Below are 19964 nucleotides of genomic sequence, written 5' to 3'. Positions count from 1 at the left end.
GGCAGGAGCCGAGATGACCGTCACCACCGACGAGTACCGACGTCTGACGCGACGCCTGAACGACCTGGAGGACAAGGCGGCCCTGAGCACGCTCCTGATCCACGGCTGGCGCGCGCTGGACCGCAAGGACTGGGACACCTGGAGCGCGTGCTGGGCCGAGGACGCCGTGCTGGAGTTCGGGCCCTGGGAGGAGATCCACGGCAGGGAGGCGATCCGGAACACGGTGGCCGCCGCGGAGGCGCCCTACCCGAGCATGCAGCACCACCTGCTGAACATGCAGTTCGATGTGGCGGGCGACCGGGCGACCGGCATCGGCTACATGTGGTTCGTCGCGGTGACCGAACCCGGCCGCTCGGCCTCCCCGTACGCGATGGGCGGCCCCTACGACTGGGAGTTCCGCAGGGTCCCCGGGGGCTGGCTGCTGACCCGCCAGCGGCTGGGGGTCCGGTGGACCCAGGGCGAGGACACCGTGCGGGCCTTCGAGTAAGTACCCGCAGGTGCGGGCCCGTTCCGCGGCAGGGGCCGGGCCGATGGGCCCCGGCCGCCCGGCGCGCGAGTCAGGACAGGGCGATCTCCAGCCAGGGGCTCATCATGATGCCGGACGTGCCGCCCGGCTGCTCGTTCAGCTCCGCCTGGGCGGTTCGCAGGTCCTGGCCCGGCCCCTGCCAGAACGTGTACGGCCCGCCGCTGTGTGCGGGAGGGATCAGCGCCCAGTACTGGTAGTGCGTCAGGGTGAGGTAGACGCGCTTGTTGATGTAGTCCAGCACCACCTTGACGTTGTGCTCCCAGTCGCTGCCCGTGCCGGTGTACTCGGCGAAGCCGCGGGGTGCCGTGGCCGCGTTCTGGACCGAGGAGCCCGCGCCGGATTGCGAGTGGGCGGTGTAGTGGGCGTGCAGCGCCTGGGCGTGCGCGGGGACGGCGTCGGGGGCGAACCGGTTGTCGGGCAGCCTGCCGTAGTCGTCCTGGTGCCAACTGCGCAGCGTTCCGGGCTGATTGGGGCTCTTGTCGCGGACCGCCTGCTGCGCCTCGGTCCGCTCGTCGATCACCGGCTGCCGCTGTCCCGCGTCCGGTGTCTCCAACTGGTAGCGCACATCGAAGATGAGGTTGAGCAGGGGGCGCGGCAGCATGTCGGCGGCCTGCTTCAGCGTGAGCCGGGTCAGCGGCAGGTTGGCGCCGCCCCGTGCGTGACCGGGGAGCCTCGGCTGCTCCTGCTGGGCTCCTTCGGCGACGACCGGGCCGAGCGAACGGCCGGTCTTCTCCCGCATCGTGTCGTCGTTGCCCCAGTACGGTTCCGTCTTCCCGGAGAGGGAGGTGTGGTAGTAGCCGGTCTCCTCGGTGTCCGGCTCGGTCGCGTAGCGGGTGTCCGCGTTCGGCACCGGAACCATGGCGCCCGGCCCGTCCGCGTGGTGCGGCGGGTGGTAGTCGGAGACGTAGGTCTGCTGCTCCGCGAGGACGGTGTTCACCGCGCCGACGAGCCGGGTGGTCAGCCGGAGGGCCGCCGGCACGTCGGGGGTGGCGGACTTGAGTCCCCGCTTGATCTCCCGTAGTTCCGCCTCGAACGTGCCCTCGGGGTCGATCTTCTGGGCGCGGTTGACCTCGTCCTGGACGGCGATCGCCAGATACCGCATGAGCTGGGGCGCGGTGAGGGTCTGCTCGGTGGCGTCCACGCCCCGCACGTACATGCCGGGAGTGACCTTGACGACCCGCTGCACGGCGCCCGGACCACCGGCTCCCGCACGCGCCGCGGGAGCGGAACCGGGGTCGTGCGTGCCGGTCGCGGGCCCCGCCATGACGCGCTGCGCGGTGGCCTCGGCCTCCCGTTCGAAGCGGTCGGCGGGGTCCGAGACCCTGAGGCCGTCCCCGTGGTCGGTCCCGGCGACGGAGCCCCGGCGCTGCTGGATCACGTGCACGAGTTCATGGGCCAGGGTGTGCCGGTCCGCGCCGCCCTCCCCGATGACGACATGGCTGCCCGAGGTGTACGCCCGTGCTCCCACCTCGGCCGCGGAGGAGCGGGCCGCCGCGTCGCGGTGGATCCGCACATCGGAGAAGTCGGCGCCGAGCCGGGTCTCCATGTCGGTACGGGTGGTCTCGTCCAGCGGCTGTCCGGGGGCGCGGAGCACGTCATGGACGGCGGAGCGCTGCACGGCGGGCTGCTCGTGCCCGCAGCCGGCGCCGTGCCGGTGCCGCTCCTCGTCCAGGTGTCCGGCCTGGCGCAGCATCTGCACCACGGCGTCGTTGCCGGCAGCCGCCTGCAGCGCGGCGAGGCCCGGCGGAGCCGCCCGTGATCCGGCGGCGGCCTGCCGGGCCGGCGCCCGGCCCGTCTCGCTGCCGGTCGTCCTCGTCCTGTCGCGGTCGTGCACGTGTTCCTCATCTGACGGCGGTATGCGGCTCCTCCTGGATACCGGGCGGGCCCCTCCGGCACCAGAGGCGGCAGGGCACACCGTGGAGCCGAACGGTCACCCTGGTGTGCCCTCGGGGCCGCCCCGGAACACGGCCTCGCGCGGTCACCGCAGGAAGACCGGGTGGCGCTTGCCGTAGGGCGGCCGCCGCGACCACTCTGGAGGTGCGGGGCAGTGCACCGGCCGCCGTGCCGACGTGGTTCGTCCCGGCCGCCGAGGGCCCGACACCGGTCATGGGTGGCCCGCGCCCCGCGGCATCCGCCGGAGGAGGCTGAGCACGTCATGAGGAACCTCATCACCGTCGGTCTGGACGGGACCCCCCAGTCGCTCTCCGCGGCCGTGTGGGCCGCGCGGGAGGCGACGCTGCGGCAGGCCGGACTGCGGCTGCTGCACGCCTGGGTCCTGCTCGTTCTCGCACCGGACGGCACGCTGGCCGGGGACGCGGAGCAGAACTACTGGCCGCGCCGGATCATCGAGGAGGCACGGGCGGCGGTCCGGTTGTCCTGCCCTGACCTTCCCGTGGAGGTCGGTACGGTGCGCGAGGACCCGCTGGACGCCCTGACCGAGGCCGCCGAGCAGTCGGATCTGCTGGTGATGGGCTCCCGGGGGCTGGGTGCCGCGGCGCGCTTCGCCCTGGGGGAGATCGGGCTGGAGCTGGTGACCCGTACCGAGACGCCGATGGTGCTGGTGCGCACCCGGCAGGACATGCCCGCCGACAGCGCGCACCACAAGGTGACCGTGGGTGTCGGGCTGCACGCCGCCTGCGAAGACCTGCTCGCGTTCGCCTTCGAGACCGCGGCCCGGCGGGCGGTCCCGCTGCACGCCGTGCACGGCCGGCACCTGCCCTCGTACGCCTACAACCGCGGTGGCGGGGTGGAGCAGAGCGCCGCGGACGAGGCGGTGCACGAGGCCCGGTACGAGCTGGCCGCGGCGTTGCAGCCGTGGCGGGAGAAGTTCCCGGAGGTCGCGGTGGAGGAGGAAGTCGTGATGGAGAGCCCGGCCTCCGCCCTCCTGCACAGCAGCGCGCACGCGGAACTCCTGGTCGTCGGCCGCCGACACCGGGGACGGCTGCTGCCCCCGCGCATCGGCCATGTCGTCCAGGCGGCCGTCCACCACGCCCCGTGCCCTGTGGCGGTGGTGCCGCACACCTGAGCATGCGCCGGGCCGCACGGCCAGGGCAGTCAGGCCCGACGGACGGCGGCGGTGACGATCTCGCCGTTCTGCACGGTGTACGTACCGGTGAACCGGCCGTGGGAGCCGTTGGTCTGGGTCGCGTCGAAGGTGACCGTGACCTTGTTGCCGACGACGGAGTCGACGGAGACGACGTCCTGGTCGGTGCCTTGGGTCGCCGTCACGAAGCCGTCGTACGGCCGCCCCGAGGTGTTCTTGCCGCCGAGCGCCCAAGCGGCCTCGAATTCATCGTCGTTGAGGGCCGCGAAGTAGGCCTGGACCACGTCGATGGGGTCGGGCTGCGGTCCGGCCGGGGCGGCCGCGGGGCGGGCCGCGCTCCCCACGGAGTGGGCCGGGGCGGTGGCCGCCGGTAGCGCGGCGCCGGCGGGCTGGGCAACGCCGAACAGGGCGCCGGCACCGGCCAGGGCCACGACCACCGCTGCCCGCACGAGCGTCACCCGCACGGTCTTCACCACAGAGGTGTCACATCCTGGAAGCTCCGTCATCGGACATCCCGGGGATTCGAGGGGGTGGGGGTGGGTGCTGGTTCCCATCGTGCGGTACGGGTGCCGGGGATGCACCTGCGGCCGGGCTGCCGGTGACGTGCTGCGTTCGGTCGGTCACCGGGCCGGGCGGGACGGTGGGGTGCCCGTGTCCCGCCCGCGGTGCGCGGGGGTCAGCCGCGGACCGTGCGGCGCATGCGTCGGAAGCCGTCGAGTCCCGTTCCGCGGCGGTCGTGGCGTTCGCCCTGTGACTCGAAGCCGAGGCGCTGGTACAGCGCCCAGGCGCGGGTGTTGGAACAGGAGACGTCGCCTTCGAGGTGGGTCAGGCCGGCGGCGCGGGCGAGGCGTTCGGCCTGTTGCACCATCAGTGAGCCGTAGCCCTGGGAGCGGTGGGCCGGTCGTACGGATAGGTTCGCCATGAAGAGGGCGTGCGGGCTCGGCGGGGCGAACAGCCGGGAGACGGCCGCGGTCCGGCGCAGCACCGAGAGCAGGCCGCGGGGGCCGAACCGGGCGGCGGACAGCAGGGTGTGCAGGCTCAGTGCGCCGTAGCGCTTTCCCCGGTACAGGGTCATGGTGGCCAGCACCTCGCCGTGGGGTGCGACCGCGAGGATCTGCTGGGCGTGCCCGAATATCCCGCGTCCGCGCAGGAAGTCCCGCCGCAGCAGGGCGGCCGGGCCGCCCGGCACCCCGCCCATGGTGCGGTCGAGGAGGTCGCGGGAGGAGTCCCACATCAGGGGGACGACCTGGTCGGCGTCCGTCGGGCGGGCGGTGCGGAACTCGACGGTGAGGGGGGTGGTCATGGGTGCTCCGTGGGTGGGGTGGTGAGTGCCGTGCGCGCGGCGGCGCAGACGTGGTCCAGGGTGGGCCGGCGGATCAGGTCGCGCAGCCGGGCGTCGAAGGCGGGCTCGCCGGCCGGGCCGACCACGTCCGAGGCGACCGCGGCGAGCATCCGCAGCAGCGTCAACGAGTCGCCGCCGAGCCGGTGGAAGTCGTCCCCGGGTACGGGGCGCAGGTCCGGGTCGCCCAGGACGCGCGACCAGATCGCGGCGACGGCCGCTTCCACCGCGTCGGCGCCGGGGCCGGTCGGCGGGTGCGCGTGCGCCGCCTCGTCGCTCCGTCCGGTCTCCGTTCGTGCGTCGTCGGCCGGACGCCCGCTGGTGAACGGGTCCGGGAGCGCCCGGACGTCGACCTTGCCGTTGACCGTCCACGGGAAGGCGTCCAGCGCGTGGACGGCCGCGGGGACCAGGTAGGGCGGCAGGTGCCGGGCGGCGTGTGCCCGCACGGTGTCCGGGGCGGCGGTGCCGGTGATCCAGGCGCACAGCACGGGTTCGGCTCCCGCGCGCGGCGGGCGGGCGGTGACCACCGCGCCACTCACGCCGGGGTGCCGCTCCAAGGCCGCCGCCACCTCGCCCGGCTCGATCCGGTGGCCCCGGACCGACAACTGGTCGTCGGTACGGCCGAGGTAGCGCAGCACCCGGTCGGGGGTCAGCTGTGCCAGGTCGCCGGTGCGGTACACCCGGGTGCCGTCGGCGAGGTGCCGGAAGCGCTCGCGGTCGAGCTCCGGCCTGCCGAGGTAGCCGCGCGCCAACTGGGCGCCGGAAAGGTGGAGTTCACCGATCTCGCCCGGTGCGGTGAACCCGCCGTCGGCGTCCAGCAGGTACGCCTCGGTGTTGTCCACCGGCAGGCCGATCGGCACGGCCGGGAGGTCCCCCTCGTGCGCGGGGTCGAAGGTGTGCACGATGCAGCCGATGGTCGCCTCGGTGGGGCCGTACTCGTTGACGATCCGGCAGTCCGGGCCGAACATCCGCTGCGCCCGCGCGGCCACCGGGCCGCGCAGCTGCTCGCCGCCGACCACGAGCACCCGGAAGGGCTCCGGCTCGATGCCGAGGGTGGTGAGCAGGTCGAGGTGGGCGGGGGTGAGTTTGAGGGCGTTGGCGCCGGAGCGGGTCAGCAGGTGCCGGAGCGTGCGGTGGTCGGGCTCGTCGGGCACCAGGGCGATGCTGCCCCCGGCGGCCAGCGGCGCGAAGAGCGTGGTGCCGGTGAGGTCGAAGGCCAGTGAAGTGAACAGCGCGAAGCGGGTGGTGGCATCGACGCCGTAGCGGTCGGTGGCCCAGCGGGTGTAGTTGACCAGCGCCCGGTGCTCGACCACGACGCCCTTCGGGTGACCCGTCGAGCCGGAGGTGTAGAGGACGTACGCGGCGTCGTCCGGCGCCGCCGTTCCGGGCTGCGGCCGTGCGCCGCTCACCGGCAGGTCGTCCAGGACGAGCACGGAGCGGTCCGGGCCGGGCAGCGTCCGGTACTCGCGGCCCGCCAGGCAGTGCGAGGCGTCCGCGTCGGCCAGGACCGCGGCGATCCGGGCCGGTGGGTGCGCCGGGTCCAGCGGCAGGTACGCGGCACCCGCCTTGAGCACGCCCCACAGGCCGGCGACGGCCGCCACACCGCGGTCGGCGAGCAGCCCCACGACCGCGCCGCGGCCCACACCCCGCCCGCGCAGCTCCGCGGCCACCACGTCGGCCCGCTGGTCCAACTCCCGGTAGGTGACCGTGCCGTGGGGCCCGGTCAGCGCCACCGCGTCGGGGGCGCGGTCGACCTGCCGCCGCAGCAGGTCGGTCAGGGTCAGCGGGGGGACGGAGCGCCGCGGACCCGCGGCGACCGGGCGGCGCCGGGCGCGGGGCGACAGCGCTTCGCACACCGCGTCCAGCAGCGCCGCGGCCCGGGCGTCCGCGCGGGGACCGCCGGGGTGGGCCATGGCCAGTTCGGTGCGGTCCGCGCACTCCACGGCGGTGAACGACAGCGGGACGAACGGCGCCTGGACCGGCAGCGCGTACACGGTGCGGGCCGCGAAGCCCGGCGCGCTCATCTCCTGCGGCGCGATCCGTCCCAGGGTGGTGACCAGGGCGGAGCAGGGGTGGCGGCCGGCCGCCGTGGTGGCCGTGTGCGCCGCGGTCAGCAGTCCGGCGAGCGGGCCGAGCGGCAGCCGGATCGCCGACTCCTCCTCGCCGGCGGACAGTTCGCGCCCCTCGGCCAGGGCCCGCAGCAGCTGCTCGTGCCACTGCTCCCAGGGGTCGCCCGCGGTTCCGTCGAGGAAGACGGGGAGGCTGAGATTGGCGGTGGAGCGCAGCTGCGGGCGGTGCCGGCGCAGGTCGACCGGCACCATCACCCGGGTGTCGCCCGGGGTGAGGTCCGCGAGGGCGGCGGCGGTCTTCGCGACCAGGCCGGGGTGGGTGCCGTGCAGGGTCCGCCGCTGCCAGCGCGGCGGGTGGCCGCGGCGGACGCCCGCGAGCGGGGAGCGCCAGCGCGGGGTGACCGGCGCGCGACGGGTCCCGCCGAGCGCGTCGAGCAGGGCGAGGTCGTAGACCGGGGACGGGGCCCCGAGGGGTGCCTCGCCGCGCAGCGCGCGGAACACGTCCGCCGTCCAGTCGAGCGCGCCTCGCGCGTCCATGACCGCGTGGTGGACGCGGAAGACCAGCGTGCCGGTGGCGCCCCCGGTGACGACGGCCACCTCGCAGCCGCGGCCGTCGCCCGGGGCGAGCGGGGCGCCGAGCACCGCGCCGAGGCGGTCCACGGTCCGTACGGCGGGGGGCCGTCCGGTGTCCGTCCAGATCCGCCCCCGGCGGCGCAGGCGCGCCCCGGGGCAGGCCTCGGACGCCTCGTCGACCGCCCGGCGCAGTGCGTCCGGGTCGATGCGTCCGGTGCCCTCGATCACGATCTGGACGGCGAACGGCGGGGCGAGGCGGCCGCCGGCGAGGTAGAGCCACTCGGTGGGTGAGACGGGCCGCTCGAAGCGGCCGCCGCCGGGCGGTCGGCCCGGTGCGGGCACCGGTCGCCCGGCGGCGCGGGCCTGCTGGAGGGGGGTCATGACGTTCCGTTTCATTGTGCTCGGCTGCCTGCCGCGGCCGGTACGGGCGGCGGCCCCGGGCGCGGTGCCGGGGCGCGCCCGGTGCCGCTCCGGTCTCACCGGACGGCGCGTACGAAGGCCTCGGGGCCGCCGGCCGATTCGACCCAGGCGGCCAGCTGCCGCAGCCCGGTCTCCTGGTCGGTCTGCGGGGTGTATCCGAAGTCGCGCGCGGCGGCGCCGGTGTCGTAGGTGGTGGAGCGGGTGAGCAGGGCGACGGTGTAGCGGGTCAGCGGCGGGGCCACCCGGGCCCGCAGCGGGGGCAGCTTCCACAGGTGGTCGACGGCCGCGGCCAGGGCGTCCCTGACCGGCGGCGGGATGGGGCGGGTGGGCGGCAGGCCGCCGAACATTCCGGCGAGCCGGGCCAGGAAGGCCCACAGGTCCGTGCGCTCCCGGTCGGCGATGAAGTAGGCCCGGCCGCCGACCCGTTCGGCCGGGGCCGCGGCCGCCCGCAGGCAGGCCGCCACCGCGTTGTCGCAGTGGCACAGCGACACCTCGACGCGCTTGCCGGCGGCGAGGTCCGGCAGCCGGCCCGCGCGCATCCCCGCGACCAGGCGCGGCAGGAAACCGGAGTGGTCGCGCGGCCCCCAGATGCCGCGCGGGCGCAGCGCGACCGTGCCGAAGTCCGGCGCGCCGGCGGCCAGTACCCGCCGTTCCGCCGCGGCCTTCGTCTCGGAGTACAGATTGAGGAACCGGTCGGGGTAGGGGGTGCTCTCGTCGATGTCGAACCGGTCGCCGTCCTTGACCCGCATCAGCGCGCTGGGGCTGCTGACGAACACGAAGCGGTGGGCGCCGGCCCGGCGGGCGGCGTGCAGCAGCTGCTCGGTGCCGGCCACGTTGGCCCGCCAGAACTGGGCGCGGGTGCCGAAGTCCACCACCCGTGCCGCGCTGTGGTGCACGACGTCCACGCCCGCCACGGCGCGGCGCAGCGAGTCGGCGTCCTCCAGGGAGCCGTGGACGAGTTCGACGCCGTCCAGGGCCCGCAGTCGCGAGACGTCGCTGGTGGCGCGGACGAGGGCCCGCACCTGGTGCCCCTCGGCCAGGCAGCGGTCCACGAGGTGCCCGCCGAGGAAGCCGGAGGCACCGGTCACCAGGACCTTCATGCCGCCTCCTCCCCCGTGCTCGGGTGGGCGGGGGTGGCCGGTGGCAGGGTCCGCCACCAGGTCGCCCCGTAGAGCATGGTGAGGCCCACCGTCGCCGCGGCGCCCCGGCCGGCGGCGCGTCCGCGCGGCAGGGCCTTCGGCAGCTGGGCGGCGTGCACCACGACGCTGAGGAAGGCGTCGGCCCACCACAGGGCCGTCAGCACCGGGGAGTGGAACGGCCGGACGGCGCCGACCAGCAGGAAGGCCCAGCCCGCCAGCGGGATCGCGCGCAGCGCCGTGCGCCGGCGCCGTGCCCCGCGGTCCAGTTGCCGGCCGGCCCAGCGGGCCAGCTGTTCGCGGCCGATCTTCGCGTTGTGGCGGGGGTCGACGGGGAAGCCCGGGTGACGCAGGAAGTCCTGGATCTGCCGGGTCTGCGGGTGTCCGTCGGCCAGTTGGCGCAGTTCGGGGACGAGGCTGCGCCACTGCGTGCGGCCGGTGCCGGGCTCGGTCTCCACGCAGAGCACCGGCCGCTGGGCGCCCGGCGCGCCGATGCCGACCAGCGCGGTGCGCCGGACGAGCGGGTGGGTATGGAAGACGCCTTCGCAGCGGACGGTGTGCAGATCGCCGCCGGCGGTGGTGACCCGTTGGGTGCGGCGGCCGGCGAACCACAGCCGGCCCTGGTCGTCCAGGCTGCCCAGGTCGCCCGTGCGGTGCCAGATCCGTGGCGCGCCGCCGTCTTCGGGGTGCTCCTGGATCTTGTGCAGGGCGTCCGCGGCCGGGGCCGCGTGGTAGCGGCGGCTGACCGCGTCCCCGGCCACGGCGATCTCGCCCACCCCGCCCGGCGGGACGCCGAGTTCCGGCTCCCAAAGGGGCAGCGGCCCGTCGCTGGTCCGCACGATCCGCAGGTCGACGCCGGGCACCGCCCGGCCCACGCAGGTGCCGTCGCCCCGCGCCGCGCGCGCGGCCGTCTCGCCGAGCAGTTCGGCGGACTCCAGGGAGGAGATCGGCAGGGCCTCGGTGGCGCCGTACGTCGTGTGGATCTCGGCCGCGTCGTCGAGTACGTCCCGCAGCAGGGCGACGAGGTCCGCGGGCACCGGGGCGCCGCCGGAGACCACGCAGCGCAGCTCCGGCAGTGCGGTGGGCCGGCGGCTGAGGTGGTCGCCGAGCACCCGCAGCAGCGCCGGGGAGGCGAACATGGTCGACACGCCGAACCGCTCCAGCGCCGCCACCACCGCGACCGGGTCGGCGCCGGCCACCTTGGCGGGAGCCACCGGGGCCACCACCAGGGTGGAGCCGAAGACCAGATCAAGGATGCCGTACAGCGGCAGCGTGACCAGCGAGACCTCCTCGCGGCTGCGGCGGTGCGCGGAGGCGATGCCGCGGGCCATCGCCGCGGCCATCCGGTGGGTGTACTCCACGCCCTTGGCCGGTCCGGTGCTGCCGGTGGTGAACCCGATCATCAGCAGGTCGTCGGCGGCCGGCCGCCGCTCCCCCGCCACCGCGGTACCCGTCTCACCGGCCGAAGTGACCGGCCGGCGCAACTCGTCGAGGGTGTGGCCGCCCCAGAACCACCGGCGGCCGACGGTCACCCGGATCCGGGCGTCGGCGAACGTGCGGCGGCTGAGCACGCGGACGGCGTGCGCGGCCGGCGGCCCGATGAACGCCTCCGCCCCCACGCTCCGGTAGCAGTGCAGCATCCGCCGCACGCCCATACCGGGGTCGACCACGACGGGCACGGCACCGATCCGGAACAGGGCGAAGGCGAGCGCGAACAGGTCCGGGCCGGGGGACGCCATCAGGACGGTCTTGGTGCCCCGCCCGATGCCGAGACGGACGAAGCCGGCCGCCAGGGTCTCGACCTGCTCCTGGAGCGCGCCGTAGGTGAGTGTGCGGTAGTGGAGTGCGCCGCCGGGTCCGGTGCCGTGCGGGTGGCGGATCGCGGGCTTGTCGGGGACGTCGCGGGCGTTGCGCTCCAGGAACGAGGCGAGGTCCGGCAGCACCTCGTTCTGAGGCTCTGTCAGGATCGACATGGTGCCGCCCTCACCTCCCCTGGAGCGTGTAGCTCGCGCACGCCGCGCTCGGCCCGGCGCCCACGGAGACGAAGAGCAACTCCTCGTAGGCGTGCGGCAGTCCGCCGTCGAGGGCCGCGAGGTAGCCGAGGACGGGCGCCGCGGTGTGCGGCTCACCGGACCGCTCCGGGTCGCCGCCGGGCACGCCCGCGGCCACGACGGAGGCCGGGTCGAGGTCCAGCCGCGCGGCGAGCCGGGCCGCGAAGTCCGGGGCGGGGCGGGAGCAGACGACCATGGTGCGCTCCGGGTCCAGGCCGTGCTGCTCGACGTACTCCGTCACGGTGGCCGCCGCGAGGTCGAGCAGCTTCTCGGCCCGGTCCGCGTCCTGTTCGACGGTGATCAGACTCCGGCCCCCGGCCCCCATCGCGGCGGTGTCCAGATACCCCGACGTGCCGACCGGGCCCGGCCCGCTCCGCAGGTGCACCGGCCCGAAGCCGGCCCCGGGGTCGGCGGAGCGCTCCAGCAGCAGCGCCCCGCCCAGGTCCTCGTACGGGTACGCCGGGTCGTCGGCGGCCCGCCCGCCGGGGTGGACGTCCGCCGCGGTCACCAGCACCCGGTCGGTGCTGCCGGTGGCCAGCAGGGCCTGCGCGACCTGGACGGCGTTGAGCAGGCCGCAGGCGCCGTTCATCAGGTCGAAGGAGAAGCCGGCGCTCGGCACGGCGTCGGCGAGGTAGTCCAGGTTGATGCCCGCCTCCTTCTGCACCATGGCCGCGAGGGCGGGTTCGAAGGTGTTGGACTCGCGGTAGACCCCGACGTTGATCAGCACCCCGACGGCGTCCGGCGACAGTCCGGTCCCGGTCAGGCAGTCCCGGGCGGCCCGCCCGGCGAGTTGCACCGTGGTGGCGCGGGCGTCGGTGGGACGCGGCAGCGCGACCGAGGCAGCGGCGATGACGGTACCCATGGTTCACACCCCCATCGTGGAGATCGTGGCGGACAGGGCACCGGCGACCACGCCCGAGGCAGCGGGCACCAGCAGGAACTTGCCGCCCTGCCGGGCCGTCCCGGCCTTCAGGTGCTCGCGCAGCGTCAGGAAGTGCGAGGTGGTGGCGGTGTTGCCGAACCGTTCCACCACCGACAGCGACTGCGGCATCTCCGTGCCGAACACCTCCTCGCCGGTGCGGTTGACGAACTCGACGAAGCGGGTGCCGACCTGGTGCTGCACGATGTAGTCGAACTCCTCACCGGCGAAGGTGCGGCCCTGCTTGGCCAGCACGTCCCCGTGGAAACTGGGCCAGAGCCGGAGCCGGTCCCGTTTGTGCATCTGCTTGTTGTCCGTGTAGAGGGCGATGCCGTCCGTGCGGTCGCTGGGCATGCCCAGGCACAGATGCGAGTACTCCGAGCAGGTCATCATCTCCACGTAGTGGATGCGGTCGGCCGCGTCGACCGACTCGTCGAGGATGACGGCCGCCGCCGAGTCGCCCACCGAGAGCGAGGCGAACTGCGGATCGTAGGAGTCGGTGATCTCGGCGGCCGCGGTCTGCGCCACCTTGGTGGCCTGCTCGCCGCTCACCACCATGCCGTTCCTCGCCACACCGGCCCTGATGAGCCGGTCCAGCAGATACACGCCGGTCAGCATCCCGGCGCAGGCGTTGGACACATCGAAGTGGATGGCCTTGCGCGCACCCAGCTCACCGGCCAGCTGCCGGGCGAAGGACGGCTCGAAGGCGAAGCGTTCGCCGTCCTGGAAGCGGGTGATGGACGCGGAGATCACCACATCCAGCTCACCGGCCGTATAGCGGGAGTTGCCCAGGCAGTCCTCGGCGGCCCGCAGCGCCAGGCCGTAGGAGTCCTCACCCGCCTCCGGGCGGGGGTCGTGGACCCTCCGCTCGGCCACCCCCGTGATGCGCTCCAGGTCAAACTCCTGCGTGCCGGACACCTGCGCCACCAACTCCGCGGTCGTCTGCACGGTGGGCGGCAGATAGGCGCCGAGCGCCTCTAATCGACTGCTCCTGCTGGTCATGGTCCTCACTCCTTTTCCTTGCCCCTGTGCCGGGTGCCGACGGCCGAGCCGGTCGGCACCGCAGGGGCCGCACGGCGGGAGCTGGGCTCCCGCACCGCCACCGAGGCAGCGCGGAGCGGGTGCCGGTCGTCGCACGACCGGGCACCGGCGTACGGCGCGGTGATTCTCGGTGGAGGCCCTGCCCGGGGTCATGGCCCCGTTGCGGCAGGAAGACTGCTGATTCCTACGGAGGCGGCGTCAGCGGCGCACCCCGCGATGCCGCGGAGGGGCCCGTCGGTCCTGCCTCGCTGCGGCGTCGATATTTACCGTATCCCGTGATCTGCCGGCATGACCTGACATGCCACATGATGATGATCACTGGGGAGATTGTGTGGACGCGTGGAACCAAAACCCCGTGCCGAACGACATGGGCGCGCGCGCCGCACCTGTCGTCGTCGGTGAGGCTGAGAGGCGCGGGGCGCAGTGTGTTACCTGGGCGCCGGGGCTCCCGTGGTCACAGGAAGTCCGAGACGAGTCCGGTCACGGCATCGGCCTGGGTGTCCACGAAGAAGTGGCCGCCCTGCACCTCGTGGAGGGCGAACGACGCGGTCGTCCGGCCGGCCCAGCCCGCCATCTGCTCGGCGGTGGCCCGGTCGTCCTCGGTGCCCGCCAGCGCGAGGATCGGCACGTCGAGCGGCGGCTCGTCGCGGTGGCGGTAGGACTCGACGATCGCGAAGTCGGCACGCAGGGCCGGCAGCAGCAGGCTCATCAGATCCGGCTGCGCGAGCACCGCCTCGGGCGTCCCGCCCAGCTCACGCAGCGCCTCGGTGAACTCGTCGTCGGGCAGCCCGCTGACGTGCCGGAACCGCCACGGCAGACCCGGCGCCTGGCGGGCGGAGACCACCAGCCCCTCCGGCATCGGCAGACCGCGCCGCCTGATCTCCCGGCACAGTTCATAGGCGACGGTGGCCCCGAGGCTGTGGCCGAACAGGACGTACGGCCGCTGCGGGGTCCGCGGCACCGCGTCCGCCAGTGACGTCAGCAGTGACGGAAGATCGCGGCAGGGCTCCTCGGAGAAGCGGCGGCCGCGGCCGGGCGGCGTCATGGCGAGCACCTCGACGGAGGGACCGAGCAGCTCACCCCAGCCCCGGTAGGTCTGCGGACCGCCGCCGGCGTAGGGGAGGCAGAGCAGGGACCGCTCGGCGAGCGGGGCGGGCTCCCCGGTCCACCACGGAGCGGCCAGGGAGCCTGTGATGCCGAACATCTGCGAGTCCTCGTTCCGACGGCGGCGGACCGGCCGCCAAGTGGACCCCGCATTTTACACGTCCGGAAATCACACGAGGGGGCCAAGGCGCCCTGGGGGAACGGGACTCGGGGACATCGCACGGGGCGAGGGCGCGCCCCCGTGACGAAGGCACACGTTCCCGTGCGTGCACGGGCCGCGACCGGTCCAAGGCCCGTACGGGCCCGCTCGTGGTATGTCCGTAGAGAGAGGGTTGTCCGGACGAGGCGGGGTGGGCGTATGCGGGAGAGTCGGGCATCCGGGGTGCGGGGGCTGCTGAGAATCCGCCCGACGCCGCGGTGGATCGTTCCGCTGTTCACCGTGCTGGGACTGGCGCTCGTTCCCTGGACGCTCTATCTGGCGATCACCCTTCCCCGGCGGGCCACGCTGGATTCCTACGACGCCCCGTGGGTGGGGTTCGACATCGGGCTGGCCGGGCTCATTCTGCTCACGGCGGTACTCGCCCGCCGCCGGCACCGGCAGGTGGGTCTCGCGGCCGTGGCGGTGTCGACCATGCTGGTGGCCGATGCCTGGTTCGATGTGACGACCACTCCCGGCGGCGGGACCCGGGGCATCGCCGTCGCCCTGGCCATCGCCTTCGTCGTCGAACTCCCCCTCGCCGGCTTGTCGTTGTGGCTCGCGCTGACCGCCGGCGACCTGGTCGGCACGCGTCTTCCGGACCGCGCGGCCGCGACGGCGCCGCCCGGTGGGACGCGCCCTCGGTTCCGCCGGACCGGCGACGGCACCGGGCGCCTGCGCTCCTACGGCCGCCGCTCACGGCACAGTGGGGGCATGAACGCAGACGGCAGGGAGATGTTGGCCCGGGGGCGCGTGGCAACCCGGCTGCCGGCCCAGGACCTGGACCGGGCGCGGCGCTTCTACGCCGAGCGGCTCGGCCTGGAGCCCGTCGACGAACGGCCCGGTGGGCTGCTGTACCGGTGCGGAGGCGTGGACTTCGTGCTGTTCCGGTCGACGGGCACCTCTCCCGGCACGTTCACCCAGATGGCCTGGGAGGTCGAGGACATCGAGCGCGTCGTGTCGGCACTCGAAGGGCGCGGTGTGGTCTTCGAGGAGGTCGACCTGCCGGGGCTGCTGGGCGGCGGGCGGACGACGGACAGCATCGCCGAGATCGAGGGCAACTACCCGAGCAAGGGCGCGCGGGGTGAACGCGGCGCCTGGTTCCGGGACAGCGAGGGAAACCTGCTGGGTGTCGGCCAGCTCGTCCGCTGAGCGGCACCGTGCCGGATCCTCCGGTGTGCCGGGACCGCCGCCGGATCAGAGCTGCGCGAGGCCCGGCATCAGGCTGAGCGCGTTGTCCCGGTTGATGCCGCGCCGCTGGTCGTCGGTGAGTGCCGGATCGCGGTCGAGGGCCGGGGCCACGACGTCGGTGATGATGTCGGCCGAGGTGGGCGGCCAGTCGGTGCCGTAGAGGATCCGGTCGGGGGAGACGGTGGCGACGAGGGTGGGGGTGGCCGCGGGCGACATCGGTGCGGCGGTGTCGTAGTAGAAGCGGTGCAGGTAGTCGCGGACCCGGGCGGGCTCGATCTTCGGGGTGAGCATGTGCCCGAAGAGTTCCAGGCGCGTGGCCATGTAGGGCAGGAAGCCGCCGCCGTGGGGCAGGATGAACGAGAGGTTCGGGTAGCGGTCCAGGGTCCCGTTCAGGATGAGGCTGATGGCCGCGCGGGTGGTGTCCAGCAGGAAGTCGCAGAGGAAGGGCGGCAGTCCCGGCATCACCGGGCCCGAGGGCATCTCCATGGGGTGGGTGCTGACGACCGCCGACCGTTCGTTGAGTTCGGCGAGCAGCGGTTCGTGGGCCGGGTTGCCGAGGTATTCGCCCTTCATGCTGGTGCGGGTGCTGACGCCGACGGCGCCGTAGTCGTCGAGGCCCTTGCGCACGGACCAGCTCGACGTTTCGAGGTCGTCAAGGAAGACCGGGGTGAAGAAGGCGAAGCGCCGGGGGTGGGCCTGGGCGAGATCGGACATCGCCTGCAGCGAGATCTGGAGGCCTTCCTTGCGCTGGTGGGGGTCCTGCGACGGGCTGCCCGGCATGGCCGCGGTCAGCACGCTGGTGCTGATCCCCGCCTTGCTCATCATGGCAAGCGTGGTGTCCTCGTCCCAGTGCGCCCACCAGGGCAGCTTCTCGCGTCGCGTCAGCTCCTTGCTCTCGGCCCAGTCGATCCAGGCCGGCGCCGTGAAGTGGTGGTGGACGTCCACCCGGCCGGGAGCGCTGCCGGGGTGCTGCGCGGTGTGCTGCTCGGGCGAGGTCACGTGGATCTCCCTGGTCTGAACGGGCCGATGGGCGGGCGGGGCGGGCACGGCTGCCGGGGGCGTGGTGTGCGCCGGCCGACGGGCTAGGCGCGGTGCAGGACCTTGGTGACCACGTCCGTCAGCACCTGCTGCGGATCGGCGGCGCCGTCGTCCGACTTCCAGGCCACGAACCCGTCGGGGCGGACGAGTACCGCGCCGTCGTCGTGCGTGCCGTGCAGCTGCGCCCAGTCCACTCCGGGCTCCGGGAGCAGGTCGCAGTCCGCGGCGGTGCCGATGAGGTGGGCGGCGAGCGGCACGTCCAGCTCTTCCGCGACGGCGCGCGCCGCGGCCCGCCACGGACCGCCCGCGGCACCGCTGAGGAGGGTCAGGGACGTCTCGTGGAGGTCCAGCGTGGAGATCCGCTTGCCGTTCCGCTCGACCCACAGGTGGGGAGCCCGGCTGCCGAGCGCGCCGCCCAGTGCGAACTCGCGGGGGACGACCTCAGCGGTGGGATCGCTGCCCAGGACGGCGTCCGAGGCGTAGCGGTAGCACAGCGCGACGGTGAGCAGGTCGGCCGGATCGTTGTTCCGGGAGGCCGCCGCGGTGTAGCCGGGGTGCTGTTCCTCCACGGCCTGCTGGGACGCGCGCAGGGTGGTGGCCAGGGCGACCGACCGGCGTTCCGGCTGATAGGTGTCCAGCAGTGCGGGTCCGGCCCAGCCCTGGAGGACGGCGGCCATTTTCCAGGCCAGGTTGTGTGCGTCCTGAATTCCGGTGTTCGAGCCGAACGCACCCGTCGGCGGCATCTCGTGGGCGGAGTCGCCGGCCAGGAATACCCGGCCCCGGCCGTAGCTGTCGGCCACTCTGTTCGCCGCGTGCCAGGGGGCCTTGCCGGTGATTTCCACATCGATGTCGGGGTCACCGGCCGCGGCCCGGATATGGGCGGTCAGGCGCTGGTCGGTGAAGGCGTCCAGGGTCTCGCCGCGGTCGTATGCCCAGGGGACGTGGAATACCCACTGCTCGTCGTTGTCGACCGGCAGCAGAGCGCCCTCGCCGTCCGGGGTGGTGATGTAGCAGACGACGAAACGGCGGTCGCCCACGACGTTCTTGAGGTTCTTGCTGCGGAAGGTGACGCTGACGTTGTGGAACAGGGTTCCCGGGCCCGAGTGCGTGATGTCGAGAGTTTCCCGCACCGGGCTGCGGGGGCCGTCGGCGGCGATGAGGTATTGCGCGTGCACCGCCTGCGACTCGCCGGTCTCCCGGTTGTGCAATTGGGCGTGGATACCGCCGGCGTCCTCGGTGTACGAGGTGAGTTCGGTGCCGAACCGGATATCGCCGCCCTGGCCGCGGGCGTACTTCAGCAGCACCGGCTCCAGGTCGTTCTGGCTGCACAGACACCATCCGGAGGGGGTGATGCTGGACAGCGTGGCATCCGGATCGATGCGCGGGATGATCCAGCGCTGCTCGTCGCCGGCGAGCATTTCCGTCTGCAATACGCCGTCGTTCCCCGCGAGCGCGGAGGCCGCCCGGCGGATGTCCGGCTCAACTCCCGCGGTGCGGAACAGCTCCATGGTGCGGATATTGTTCCCGCGGCCGCGCGGGTGAATGGAGGTCTCCGCGTGCCGCTCGACCAGGAGGTGTTTCACCCCCAGGCGGCCGAGGAAAACCGAGGCGGACAGCCCGACCAGGGACCCTCCCGCAATGAGTACCGGCACGGATTCTGCGGCGCTGTCACTCATGTTCGTTCCTCTGGTCGGCGTCCTGGAGGCCGGGGCCGATCGGTGCGGCCCCTGTCGGCTCAACTCTCGATCGGCGGCCTTTTGACGCGCGAGTTCTGCTGGTCCGAACGGGACACCGACACGCCGGGCCCGATTTCCCGGCACGGGCCGGAGAAGGCAGCCCGGAAAGGCACGGGAGGGCTCTCGAACGGGCTAATGCCGATGTTTCGCGTGGGACGGCCCCGGGAACTTTTCGAACGGCCCTCAGCATTCCTTCCGCAGGTTCTTCCTCGGTGAATGCGAGGCCCGATCTCCCCGAATGCAGCATTCCTCCCGGCTGCAGTTCCAGCGGCAGCCCCTACTCCAGGATGAGCCGTGACAGACGTACATGAGTCCTCAGAAGCCGCAGCCGCCGCCTCCGCGTGCACGCCGGAGTTCCGCACCAACCCGCACCCCGTCTACGCACAGTTGCGGGAGGACACCCCGGTCTGTCCGCTGCTCCCGCCGCACGGCGTGGAGACGTACCTGATCACCCGGTACGACGACGCGCGGGCCGCGCTGGCGGACCCCCGGTTCAGCAAGGACATGTACGGCGCCATGGACGCCTACCAGCGGATCTTCGGCGACTCCTCGGTGGCGCTGGACGACAACATGCTGTTCTCCGACCCGCCCAAGCACACGCGGCTGCGCCGGGTCGTCAACGGCGCGCTCACCCCGCGGCGGGTGGAGGCGCTGCGCCCGCGGGTGCAGGAGATCGCGGACGGGCTGCTCGACCGGTGCTCGACCACCGAACCGGTGGACCTGCTGCCCTCCTTCGCCTTCCCGCTGCCGCTGAACGTGATCTGTGAACTGCTCGGTGTACCGGAGCACGAGCGCGAGCAGGCCCACACCTGGTCCGTCACGGTGGCCAAGACCGGATTCGGGCCCGAGGCGAAGAAGGCGCTGGAGGAGGCCGAGGGGAATCTGCGCAATTACCTGGTGGAACTCATCGCGCGCAAGCGGCGCGACCCCGGTGAGGATCTGCTGAGCGCGCTGATCACCGCTCAGGACCAGGACGGGGCGCTGACCGACAGCGAATTGGTCTCGACCGCCTGGGTCCTGCTCTTCGCGGGCCACAAGACGACGGCCTACCTGATCGGGAACTCCGTCTACCATCTGCTCAACCAGCAGGATCAACTGCGCATGATGAAGCAGGATCCGTCCCTTTTCCCGCAGGCCATCGAGGAATTGCTGCGGTATGAGGGGTCCGTCGAGAACTCGACGTTCCGCTACGCCACCGAAGACGTCAAGATGCGCAACGTGCTCATCCCCAAGGGCGCGCTCGTGCAGATCGCCATCTCCTCCGCGAACCGGGACCCGGAGGCTTTCGCCGAACCGGACCGGCTCGACCTGATGCGCGAGGGTGTGCAGAGCACCCACATCGCGTTCGGCCACGGTCCGCACTATTGCGTCGGGGCCCCGTTGGCGCGGCTCGAAATGCAGATCGCGCTCACCACGCTGTTCCGCCGGTATCCCGACATCTCCCTGGCCGTGCCGCCGGGGGACGTGCAGTGGCTGACGGTGCCCTTCCCGGCGTTCCGTGGACTGGTCGAACTGCCCGTGTCGCTGGAGCCGGGCCGCACGCGCTGACGGACGGGGCGGGGCGTGGCGCGGGCTGCTCGTG

General features: G+C 73.4%; 15 protein-coding genes. 4 read left to right on the top strand and 11 right to left on the bottom strand.

Translation table 11 applies throughout. From position 1 onward, the window contains the following. Positions 1–13 precede the first annotated feature (13 nt). A complete protein-coding gene (locus IEY78_RS01005; RefSeq protein WP_189095458.1) occupies positions 14–487 on the top strand; it encodes a nuclear transport factor 2 family protein in 474 nt (157 codons plus the stop codon). A gap of 70 nt (positions 488–557) precedes the next feature. On the opposite strand, the gene IEY78_RS01000 is transcribed toward IEY78_RS01005, so the two are convergent. Further along, positions 558–2360, bottom strand: coding sequence for an eCIS core domain-containing protein (locus IEY78_RS01000; protein WP_189095457.1), 1803 nt, complete (start codon positions 2358–2360; stop codon positions 558–560). 321 nt (positions 2361–2681) lie between these two features. On the opposite strand from IEY78_RS01000, the gene IEY78_RS00995 reads away from it, so the two are divergent. Further along, positions 2682–3551: a universal stress protein gene (locus IEY78_RS00995; RefSeq protein ID WP_189095455.1), complete on the top strand. Its 870-nt coding sequence runs from the start codon at positions 2682–2684 to the stop codon at positions 3549–3551. Between the two features lie 29 nt (positions 3552–3580). Here the strand turns inward: IEY78_RS00995 and IEY78_RS00990 are convergent, their stop codons facing one another. From IEY78_RS00990 to IEY78_RS00955, 8 genes are all read right to left on the bottom strand, one after another. Then, a complete protein-coding gene (locus IEY78_RS00990) occupies positions 3581–4045 on the bottom strand; it encodes a hypothetical protein (RefSeq protein ID WP_189095453.1) in 465 nt (154 codons plus the stop codon). 200 nt (positions 4046–4245) lie between these two features. Beyond that, positions 4246–4872: a GNAT family N-acetyltransferase gene (locus tag IEY78_RS00985; protein ID WP_189095451.1), complete on the bottom strand. Its 627-nt coding sequence runs from the start codon at positions 4870–4872 to the stop codon at positions 4246–4248. Then, entirely contained in the window at positions 4869–7931 is a 3063-nt protein-coding gene (locus tag IEY78_RS00980) for a non-ribosomal peptide synthetase (RefSeq protein ID WP_189095449.1), read from the bottom strand. Before IEY78_RS00980 ends, IEY78_RS00985 begins: the two co-directional genes overlap by 4 nt. Positions 7932–8026: 95 nt before the next feature. Then, positions 8027–9070: an NAD-dependent epimerase/dehydratase family protein gene (locus IEY78_RS00975; RefSeq protein ID WP_189095447.1), complete on the bottom strand. Its 1044-nt coding sequence runs from the start codon at positions 9068–9070 to the stop codon at positions 8027–8029. After that, the gene (locus tag IEY78_RS00970; protein WP_189095445.1) at positions 9067–11079 is read right to left on the bottom strand and encodes a fatty acid CoA ligase family protein; all 2013 of its coding nucleotides are present in this window, start codon (positions 11077–11079) and stop codon (positions 9067–9069) included. The genes IEY78_RS00975 and IEY78_RS00970 overlap by 4 nt, the downstream gene beginning before the upstream one ends. Before the next feature lie 10 nt (positions 11080–11089). Continuing rightward, the gene (locus IEY78_RS00965; RefSeq protein ID WP_189095443.1) at positions 11090–12019 is read right to left on the bottom strand and encodes a hypothetical protein; all 930 of its coding nucleotides are present in this window, start codon (positions 12017–12019) and stop codon (positions 11090–11092) included. 3 nt (positions 12020–12022) lie between these two features. Further along, positions 12023–13078 carry a 3-oxoacyl-ACP synthase III family protein gene (locus IEY78_RS00960; RefSeq protein WP_229699608.1) on the bottom strand — a complete coding sequence of 352 codons (1056 nt, stop codon included), beginning with the start codon at positions 13076–13078 and terminating at the stop codon, positions 12023–12025. 493 nt (positions 13079–13571) lie between these two features. Then, on the bottom strand, positions 13572–14321 hold the full coding sequence (locus IEY78_RS00955) for a thioesterase II family protein (RefSeq protein WP_189095442.1): 750 nt from the start codon (positions 14319–14321) through the stop codon (positions 13572–13574). 810 nt (positions 14322–15131) lie between these two features. Between IEY78_RS00955 and IEY78_RS00950 the strand changes: the two genes are divergently transcribed. Continuing rightward, on the top strand, positions 15132–15569 hold the full coding sequence (locus IEY78_RS00950; protein WP_189095724.1) for a VOC family protein: 438 nt from the start codon (positions 15132–15134) through the stop codon (positions 15567–15569). A gap of 45 nt (positions 15570–15614) precedes the next feature. Here the strand turns inward: IEY78_RS00950 and IEY78_RS00945 are convergent, their stop codons facing one another. Together IEY78_RS00945 and IEY78_RS00940 are read right to left on the bottom strand one after the other, a co-directional pair. Continuing rightward, positions 15615–16607 (bottom strand): amidohydrolase family protein, encoded by a 993-nt coding sequence (locus IEY78_RS00945; RefSeq protein WP_229699607.1) that lies wholly within the window; start codon positions 16605–16607, stop codon positions 15615–15617. A gap of 83 nt (positions 16608–16690) precedes the next feature. Next, positions 16691–18322 (bottom strand): FAD-dependent monooxygenase, encoded by a 1632-nt coding sequence (locus IEY78_RS00940; protein WP_189095440.1) that lies wholly within the window; start codon positions 18320–18322, stop codon positions 16691–16693. 354 nt (positions 18323–18676) lie between these two features. Here IEY78_RS00940 and IEY78_RS00935 point away from each other — a divergent pair, with 354 nt between their 5' ends. Further along, complete coding sequence (locus tag IEY78_RS00935; RefSeq protein ID WP_189095438.1) at positions 18677–19930, top strand: cytochrome P450 family protein; 1254 nt, start codon at positions 18677–18679, stop codon at positions 19928–19930. Positions 19931–19964: the final 34 nt, after the last annotated feature.

This window comes from Streptomyces kronopolitis (genome assembly GCF_014646275.1).
Lineage (GTDB): Bacteria > Actinomycetota > Actinomycetes > Streptomycetales > Streptomycetaceae > Streptomyces > Streptomyces kronopolitis.
This window is presented reverse-complemented; position numbering and strand designations above follow the sequence as displayed.